This window comes from Ramlibacter sp. (assembly GCF_013697775.1).
Classification (GTDB): Bacteria; Pseudomonadota; Gammaproteobacteria; order Burkholderiales; family Burkholderiaceae_C; genus Ramlibacter.
The window spans coordinates 1-9,292 of sequence record NZ_JACCWG010000170.1 but is presented as its reverse complement, the minus strand read 5'-3'; the positions used below and the strand labels follow the sequence as shown (position 1 = coordinate 9,292).

At 70.3% G+C, this 9,292-nt stretch carries 1 protein-coding gene; it reads right to left on the bottom strand.

Features of this window, described 5'->3' with window-relative positions:
• Positions 1–9,292, bottom strand: a 9,292-nt coding sequence (locus tag H0U68_RS08460; protein ID WP_296354566.1) for a non-ribosomal peptide synthetase, incomplete at both ends; no start/stop codon positions are given.

Here is a 9,292-nt window from a genome sequence, read left to right as displayed (position 1 = left end):
GGCATGGCCGCGGCGAGCTCGCGCGCCAGCGGCAGGGTGCGGCCGTCGGCGAGCAGGCAACCGACCTGCGCGTCCTCCAGCATGAAACGCAGGCGCGCGGCCGGGTAGCTGGGGTCCAGCGGCACGTAGGCGCGGCCGGACTTCAGCGCGCCCAGCATGCCCACCACCATCTGCGCGTCGTGCTGGAACAGCAGCGCGACGCGACACCCTGCGCCGATACCGGCGCCGGCCGCTTCGTCCACTTCATTCGCCACCGCGTTGGCGGCGGCATCGAGCGCGGCATAGCTCAGTGCGCGCGTGGCGTCGCTCACCGCGATGCGCTCGGCATGGCGCGCGGCAACGGCTTCGAAGCGCGCGCCGATGGACTGGTCGATGTGCTCTGCCCGGAACGGCTCGAACGGCCGACCGGCCGCGAGCTCCAGCGGCTGCACGCGGCGCTCTTGCAGCGTGAACAGCGCAATGGCTCCCACCGGTTTGTGCGCGTCCGCCGCCACTTCCGACAGCACCCGCACGAACTCGCCGCACAGGTATTGCACCGTGTCGGCGGTGAAGCAGGCGGTGCGGTAGTGGCAGTCGATCTCCAGCCCGCCGTGCTGTTCGGCAATGTAGAAGTTCAGGTCGAACTTCACTTCCTGCGCCAGCGCGCGGTGCGGTGGGGCGCCAGCCGGCGCGGCTTGAACCACCGCATCAGGCATCGCGGCCTGCGGCGCTTTAGCAAAATTCAGCAGGTTCAGGAACACCGGCGACACCGGGAAGCGGCTGCCGTCGGCCGCCACGCCAAGCTCGTTGAGCAGCAGCTCCAGCGGATAGGCCTGGTGGCGCAGCGCCTGCAGCGTGCGGTCGCGCACCCGGCGCAGCAGCGCCGCGAACGGCTCGCGCGCATCCACGGCGTTGCGCAGCATGACGGCATTGGAGAAGTTGCCGACCACCGGCTCCAGGTCGGCGTGCGGGCGGCCCGACACCGGTGCGCCGACGATCAGGTCGCTTTGCCCGGTGGCGCGGTGCAGCCACACCAGCATGGCCGCCAGCAGCAGGTTGAACAGCGTGGCCTGCTCGCCGCGCGCGAAGCGCTGCAGCGGCTGCATCACCTCGGCCGGCACGGCGAAGCGGTAGGCCGCGCCGGCGTCGTGCGTGTGCGCGCTGATGGGCGTGTCGTACGGCAGGTCCAGCCGCGGCAGCTCGCCGGCCAGTTCGGCATGCCAGAAAACGCGGCTGCCGTCGGCGTCGCCTTGCAGCAAATCGCTCTGCCAGGCGGCGAAGTCCACGTAGCGCAGCTGCGGCGCGGGCGGCAGCGCGCTGGCTTCGAGCAAGGCCGTCGCCTCGCGCTGCAGGATGCCGATGGACCAGCCGTCGGCGATGACGTGGTGCATGTTCCACAGCAGCACCGAACGGCCATCCCACAGCGACACGAACACCGCGCGGCACAGCGGCCCGTGCTCCAGGTCGAACGGGCGTGCGGCATGGGCGGCGGCGAGCTGGTCGAGTTCGGCTTGCGAGCCCGCTTCGGCAACTTCCAGCGGAAATTCCAGCGACGGCAGGATGACCTGCACCGGCGCCTCGCCGCCGGGCGCGAACACGGTGCGCAGCGACGGATGGCGCGCAGCCAGCGCGTTCAGCGCCGCGCGCACCTGGGGCACGGTGGCGCCCGCGGGCAGTGCGATTTCGGCCGGCTGGTGGTAGGCCGTGCTGTCCGGGCGCAGCTGCTGGATCAGCCACAGGCGCAACTGCGCGTGCGACAGCGCGTAGGACGGCGCATCCGGCAGCATGGGAACGCGGTGGAACGCGCTGGTGCCCGCGCCCTGCATCCAGCCGGCCATGCCGGCAATGGTGGGCCGCGAGAACAGCTGCGCCAGCGGCACCGCCGCCTGCAGCCGCTGGTGCACCCGGGCGATCAGCCGCGTGGCCAGGAAGGAATGGCCGCCCAGCTCGAAGAAGCTGTCGTGGATGCCCACGCGCGGCACGCCCAGCACCTCGCTCCAGATGGCGGCGAGCTCTTCTTCCACCGCGTTGCGCGGCGCCGTGTACTCGGTGCCGGCCGAAGGCAGCTCGGGCGCGGGCAAGGCGCGGCGGTCGATCTTGCCGCTGGGGTTCAGCGGCATGGCCTGCATCGCCACGATGGCCGAGGGCACCATGTATTCGGGCAGCGTGGCCGACAGGCGCTCGCGCAGCGCGGCGGTGCCGGGCAGCTGCATGCCGTCGCGTGCCGACACGTAGGCCACCAGGCGCTTGTCGCCCGGCCGGTCCTCGCGCAGCCGCACCGCCACGTCGGCGACTTCGGGCATGGCGGCGAACGCCGCCTCGATCTCGCCCAGCTCGATGCGGAAACCGCGCAGCTTGACCTGGTCGTCGGCGCGGCCGGTGTACTGGATGGTGCCGTCGGGCAGATAGCGGGCCAGGTCGCCGGAGCGGTACATGCGCGCGCCGGGTTCCATGCCGAACGGATCGGGGATGAAGCGTTCGGCGGTGAGCGCGGGCCGGTTCAGGTAGCCGCGCGCCAGACCAGCGCCGGCGATGTACAGCTCGCCCGTGACACCGGCGGGCACCGGCTGCAGCTGCGCATCCAGCACGTGGATGCGCGCATTGGCGATCGGCTTGCCGATCGGCGGCATGGCGGGCCAGGCGGCCGGGTCGCCGTGCAGCAGCTGCTGCGTGACCACGTGCGTTTCGGTCGGCCCGTACTGGTTGGCGATACCGGCGTTGCCCAGCTCGCGCACGTAGGCGACCAGCGCGTCGCTCATCACCAGCTGTTCGCCGGCGGTGATGATTTCGCAGGACTGCCCCGCGCGCGCGCCGGCTGGTGCTGGCAAGGCGCTCAGCTGCTGCAGCACCGCGTTGGGCACGAACATGCGGCCGATGCCTGCATCGGCGATGAAGCGGCGCAGCGCCGCCATGTCCTGCCGGCGGGCCGCGTCCACCAGCACCAGCGTGTCGCCGGCGCACAGCGTGGCCAGGATTTCCTGGAACGAGGCGTCGAAGTTCAGCGACGCGAACTGCAGCACCCGGCGCTGGGCGGCGCCCTCCTTCGCGTGCCTGGCCTGGTCCGCGAGCTGCCACGTGACGAGGTTCTGCAGCGCGCCGACCGTCATCGCCACGCCCTTGGGCGTGCCGGTGGAGCCGGAGGTGTAGAGCACGTAGGCCACGTTGCCGGGCTGCGCGCGCGCGGCCGGGTTGGTGGACGGGAACGCGGCGAGTTCGTCACTGCGCATGTCCACTGGATACACCGGCAGCGGCAGGCCACCCGCATGCGCGAGGGCTTCCTGTGCACGCGATTGCGTCGCGCCGAGCGCGAGCACCAGCGCCGGCTTCGCGTCCGCCAGCATCATGCCCAGGCGTTGCACCGGCAGCGCGGGGTCGAGCGGCATGTAAGCGGCGCCGGCCTTCAGCACGGCCAGCACCATCACCACCATGTCGGTGGAGCGCTCGGCGCAGATGGCGACGATGCCGTCCGGGCCCGTACCTTGCGCCTGCAGATAGTGTGCGAGCCGGTTGATGCGGGCGTTCAGCTCGGCGTAGTCGAGGTGTTCGTCCTCGAACACCAGGGCCGTGGCGCTCGCATGGGTCTCGGCGGTGCGCTCGAACAGGCGCAACAGGGTGGCGTCTTGCGGGAACGCAACGGCGGTGTCGTTCCAGTCCACGACGATGCGCTGCCGCTCTTCGCCGGTCAGCATCGGCAGCGCGCCGATCGATGCGTGTTCGTCCGCGCAAGCAGCTTCCAGCAGCCGCACGAAGTGCGCCGCCATGCGCGCAATGGTTTGGGCATCGAACAGGTCCACCGCGTACTCGAAGCCCAGCTCCAGCGTGTCGCCCTGCTCCACCGCGTTCACCAGCAGATCGAACTTCGCGCTCGCGCTGTCGTTGGGCAGCGGCTGCAGCTTCAGGCCAGGCAGCGTCAGCGCGCCCAGCGGCGCGTTCTGCAGCGCCAGCATCACCTGGAACAGCGGACTGTGGCTGGTGTGGCGCTCCGGTTTCAGCTCGTCGACCAGCTGCTCGAATGGAATGTCCTGGTGCGCATACGCGGCCAGCGTCGTCTGGCGAACCTGCGCCAGCAGGTCGGCAAAGGACGCACGCGCGTCGATGCGGCTGCGCAGCACCAGCGTGTTGACGAAGAAGCCGATCAGCCCTTCGGTCTCGGCGCGCGTGCGGTTGGCGATCGGCGTGCCAATGGCGAAATCGTCCTGGCCGCTGTAGCGCCACAGCAGCACGTCCAGCGTCGCGGCCAGGGCCATGAACAGCGTCGTGCCGGTGCGTTGCGCCAGCTTGTGCAAGGCGGCCGTCGCGCCTGCCGGCAGCGTCAGCGCCATGACCGCGCCGCGATGGCTCTGCACCGCCGGGCGCGGCCTGTCGGTCGGCAACTCCAGCCGTGCCGGCAGGCCGTACAGGTTCTGCTTCCAGTAGTCCAGCTGGCGCGCGTGCTCTGCGCCCTGCAACCATTGGCGCTGCCAGTGGGCGTAGTCGGCGTACTGGATCGGCAGCTCGGGCAGCACTGGCGGGCGTTGCTCCAGCTGCGCGGCGTACAGCTCGGACATTTCGCGCAGCAGCACGCCCAGCGACCAGCCGTCGGCCACGATGTGGTGCAAGGTCAGCACCAGCAGATGGTCGTCGGCCGACAGCTTCAGCAGGCGCGCGCGCAGCAGCGGGCCACGCGCGAGGTCGAATGCGGCCAGCGCTTCGTCGCGCGCCATGGCCTGCGCCTGGCTTTCGCGATCCTCCTCGGGCAGCGCGCCCAGGTCGTCCAGCGGGAGATCGATGGCTTGCGCATCCGCCACCACCTGCCGCGGTTCGCCGTCCTGCATGGCGAAAATCGTGCGCAGCGTTTCGTGGCGCTGAACGATGCCGGTCAAGGCACGCTGCATCGCCCCCGCGTCGAGCCGGCCGGCCAGGCGCAGCACGATCGGGATGTTGTACAGCGGGCTGCCCGGCTCGTACTGGTCCAGGAACCAGAGGCGGTGCTGCGCGAACGAGAGCTGCAGCGCGCCGTTGCGTTCGATGCGCGCCAGCGGCAGGACCGGCGTGCCGGCGGCTTCGGTTTTCTGCGCGTCGATGCGGGCAGCGAGTTCCGACAGCACCGGCGCCTCGAACAGCACCCGCAGCGGCAGCTCCACGCCAGCGTGGTCGCGGATTTGCGAAACCACCTGCGTGGCCAGCAGCGAGTGCCCGCCCAGCGCGAAGAAATCGTCCTGCGCGCCGACGCGCTCCGCATGCAGCGTGCGCGACCAGATGCCGGCCAGCAGTTGCTCGGTCGGCGTGCGCGGTTCCACGTACACGGCGGTGGCTTGCGTGCCCATCTCGGGCGACGGCAACGCCTTGCGGTCGATCTTGCCGTTGGAGGTGAGCGGCAAGGCGTCCAGCAGCACGTAGTGCGCGGGGACCATGTAGTCGGGCAGGCGTGCCAGCAGCGGCTTGCGCAGGGCGGTTGCGTCGAGGGCTGCGTCGTTGGCAACCACGTAGGCGACCAGCCGCTTGTCGCCGGGTGCGTCATCTCTCGCGAGCACCAGCGCTTCGCGCACGCCCGGTTGTGTGGTCAGCGCTGCCTCGATCTCGCCCAGTTCGATGCGGAAACCCCGGATTTTCACCTGGTGATCTGCGCGGCCGAGGTAATCCAGCGTACCGTTTGGCAGGTAGCGGGCCAGGTCACCCGATTTGTACATGCGAGCACCGGGCTCGGTGGCGAACGGGTCAGGGATGAAGCGTTCTGCCGTCAGCTCGGGACGGTGCAGGTAGCCGCGCGCCACGCCCGCACCCGAGACGTACAGCTCGCCGGCCACGCCCACGGGCACCGGGTTCAGGAAATCATCGAGCACATAGCAGGCCAGATCGGCCAGCGGGCGGCCGATGGCGCCGGGCGCGGTGTCGTTGTCGTTGTCCCGGTCCAGCACATGCCAAGTCACGTGCACGGTCGTTTCCGTGATGCCGTACATGTTGACCAGCCGCGGCGTGCCGTCGCCGTGCTTGGCGAACCAGGGTGCGAGAGTCGCGCGGTTGAGCGCTTCGCCGCCGAAGATCACGTGCTTGAGCGCGAGCTTCGCGTCCACGCCTTGGTCGGCTTGCACCAGCTGCTGGAAGGCCGACGGCGTCTGGTTCAGCACCGTCACCTTCTCTTGCACCAGCAAGTCCAAGAACTGTTCGGGGCTGCGCGTGACCAGGTGCGGCACCACCACCAACCTGCCGCCATGCAGCAGTGCGCCCCAGATCTCCCAGACGGAGAAGTCAAAGGCATAGCTGTGGAACAGCGTCCACACGTCGGCACTGTCGAAGCGGAACAGGTCCTGCGTGGAAGCCATCAGCCGCGTGACGTTGGCGTGCGTGAGCTGCGCGCCCTTGGGCACGCCGGTAGAGCCGGAGGTGTAGATGACGTAGGCGAGGTTCTCCGCCGTGCCTAGCGAAGCAGGATCGGCGGCCGGCTGCGATTGCAGCGACGGCTGCAGTTCGCGCAGCACGTCATCGCTCAGCACCAGCTGCGGCTTGGCGTCCGCCAACATGGCCGCGACGCGCTCTTCGGGGTAGCTGGGGTCGATCGGCAGATAGGCGCCGCCTGCTTTCAGCACCGCCAGCAGCGCGACGATCAATTCCAGGCCGCGCTCCATGCGCACGCCCACCAGCACGTCGGGCCCCACGCCCTGTGCGCGCAGGTGGTGCGCGAGCCGGTTGGCCTGCGCGTTCAGCTCGGCGTAGCTGAGACTCTCGCCCTCGAAGCTCACCGCAACCGCATCCGCACGTTCTTGCACCTGCTGCACGAACAGTTGTGCAATCGTCCCGTTCTGCGGATAACTGACCTGCGGCGCGTTCCACTCCACCAGCATGCGCCGGCTTTCCTCGCGCGAGAGCATCGGCAGTGCGCCGATCGAGGCGCTCTCGTCCGCGCTGGCGGCTTCCAGCAGCTGCGCATAGTGCGCCGCCATGCGCGCGATGGTCTGCGCTTCGAACAGGTCCACGGCGTACTCGAAGCCCAGCTCCAGCACGTCGCCCTGCTCCACCGCGTTCACCAGCAGATCGAACTTCGCGCTCGCGCTGTCGTTGGACAGCGGCTGCAGCTTCAGGCCCGGCAGCGTCAGCGCGCCCAGCGGCGCGTTCTGCAGCGCCAGCATCACCTGGAACAGTGGGCTGTGGCTGGTATGGCGCTCGGGCTTGAGCTCGTCGACCAGCTGCTCGAACGGAATGTCCTGGTGGGCGTACGCCGCCAGCGTCGTCTGCCGCACCTGCGCCAGCAGATCGGCGAAGGAGGCGCGCGCATCGATGCGGCTGCGCAGCACCAGCGTGTTGACGAAGAAGCCGATCAGCCCTTCGGTTTCGGCGCGCGTGCGGTTGGCGATGGGCGTGCCGATGGCGAAATCGTCCTGGCCGCTGTAGCGCCACAGCAGAACGTCCAGCGTGGCGGCCAGCGCCATGAACAGGGTCGTGCCCGAGCGCTGCGCCAGCTTGTGCAGGCCCGCGACGGTGCCGGCGGGCAGCGTCGTCGTGAGCGTGGCGCCGCGGTGGCTCTGCACCGCGGGGCGCGGCCGGTCGGTCGGCAACTCCAGCCGCGCGGGCAGGCCGTGCAGCGTCTCCTGCCAGTACGCGACCTGGCGGGCCTGCACCTCGCCCTGCAGCCACTGGCGCTGCCAGTGTGCGTAGTCGGCGTACTGGATCGGCAGCGCGGGCAAGGTGGCCGGCCTGTTCTCCAGCTGCGCCGCGTACAGCTCCGCCATCTCGCGCAGCAGCACGCCCAGGGACCAGCCGTCGGCCACGATGTGGTGCAAGGTCAGCACCAGCAGGTGGTCGTCGGCCGACAGCTTCAGCAGGCGCGCGCGCAGCAGCGGGCCGCGCGCGAGGTCGAACGTGGCGGCGGCTTCGGCCTGGGCCCTGGCGCGGGCTTCATGCTCGCGCGTCGGCGCAGGAACTGCGCTCAAGTCGTCCTGCGCGATGCGGATGTCCACCACGTCCGCGAACACCTGCTCCGGGTTGCCCTGGCGCTCGGCGAAGGTGGTGCGCAGCGCCTCGTGGCGCTGCACCACCTGGTTCAGCGCGCGTTCCAGCGCGCCCGCGTCCAGCGTGCCCGCCACGCGCAGCACCACGGGAACGTTGTACAGCGCGCTGCCGGGCGCGAACCGGTCCAGGAACCACAGGCGGTGCTGGGCGAAGGACGGCTGCATCGGCCCGCCACGCGCCATGCGCGCCAGCGGCAGCGCCACCGCATGGGCCTGTTCGGCCTTCAGGTCGTCGGCGCGCGCGGCCAGGTCGGCCAGCACGGGCGCGTCGAACACGGTGCGCAGCGGCAGCTCGATGCCCATGCGCTCGCGGATCTGCGAGACCACCTGCGTGGCAGTCAGCGAATGGCCGCCCAGTTCGAAGAACCGGTCCTGCGCGCCGACACGCGGCACGTGCAGCGCTTGCGACCAGATGCCCGCGAGCAGTTGCTCGGTCGGCGTGCGCGGCGGCACGTAGGCGGCGGCGTCTGTGCCGCCTTCCGGCGTGGGCAGCGCCTTGCGGTCGATCTTGCCGTTGGGCGAGAGCGGGAAGGCGTCGAGCACGACGAAGTGCGCCGGCACCATGTAGTCGGGCAGGCGCTTGGCGACGGTTGCGCGCAGCTCGGTGATCGACAGCGTGTGGTCCGGCTTCGCGACGACGTAGGCCGCGAGACGCTTGTCGCCCGGTGTGTCTTCCCTTGCGAGCACCAGCGCGCCCTGCACGCCGCCCTGCGCCGTCAATGCCGCTTCGATCTCTCCCAGCTCGATGCGGAAGCCCCGGATCTTCACCTGGTGGTCCACGCGGCCCAGGTACTCGATGCTGCCGTCCCCCAGGTGCCGCGCCAGGTCGCCCGTGCGGTACATGCGACTGCCGCTCGGGCCGTAGGGGTCCGGCAGGAAGCGTTCGGCCGTCAGGTCCGGGCGGTGCAGGTAGCCGCGCGCCAGCCCATCGCCCGCCATGTACAGCTCGCCCGCCACGCCGGCAGGGACAGGGTTCAGTGCGTCGTCCAGCAGGTAGGTCTGCGAATTGGCAATCGGCCGGCCGATCGGCACCGCGCCTTCGATGTCCCTGGCCATCAGTGCCCAGGTCGAGTACGTCGTGTCTTCCGATGGGCCGTACAGGTTGTACATGCGCTCGACCTGCGTGGTCGCGTACACGTCTCGCACCAGTTTGGCCGGCAGCGCTTCGCCGGCCACGTTGAGCACTTTCACGCTCGCGGGAATCGCTCCGCTGCGTTCCAGCTGCGCCGCGGCCGAGGGCACCGTGTTGATCAGGGTCAGCGGCGCCGATGCGGCTTTGGAGCCCTGCATCAGCGCCAGCACGTTCGGCACCATCCACACCGTGCCGC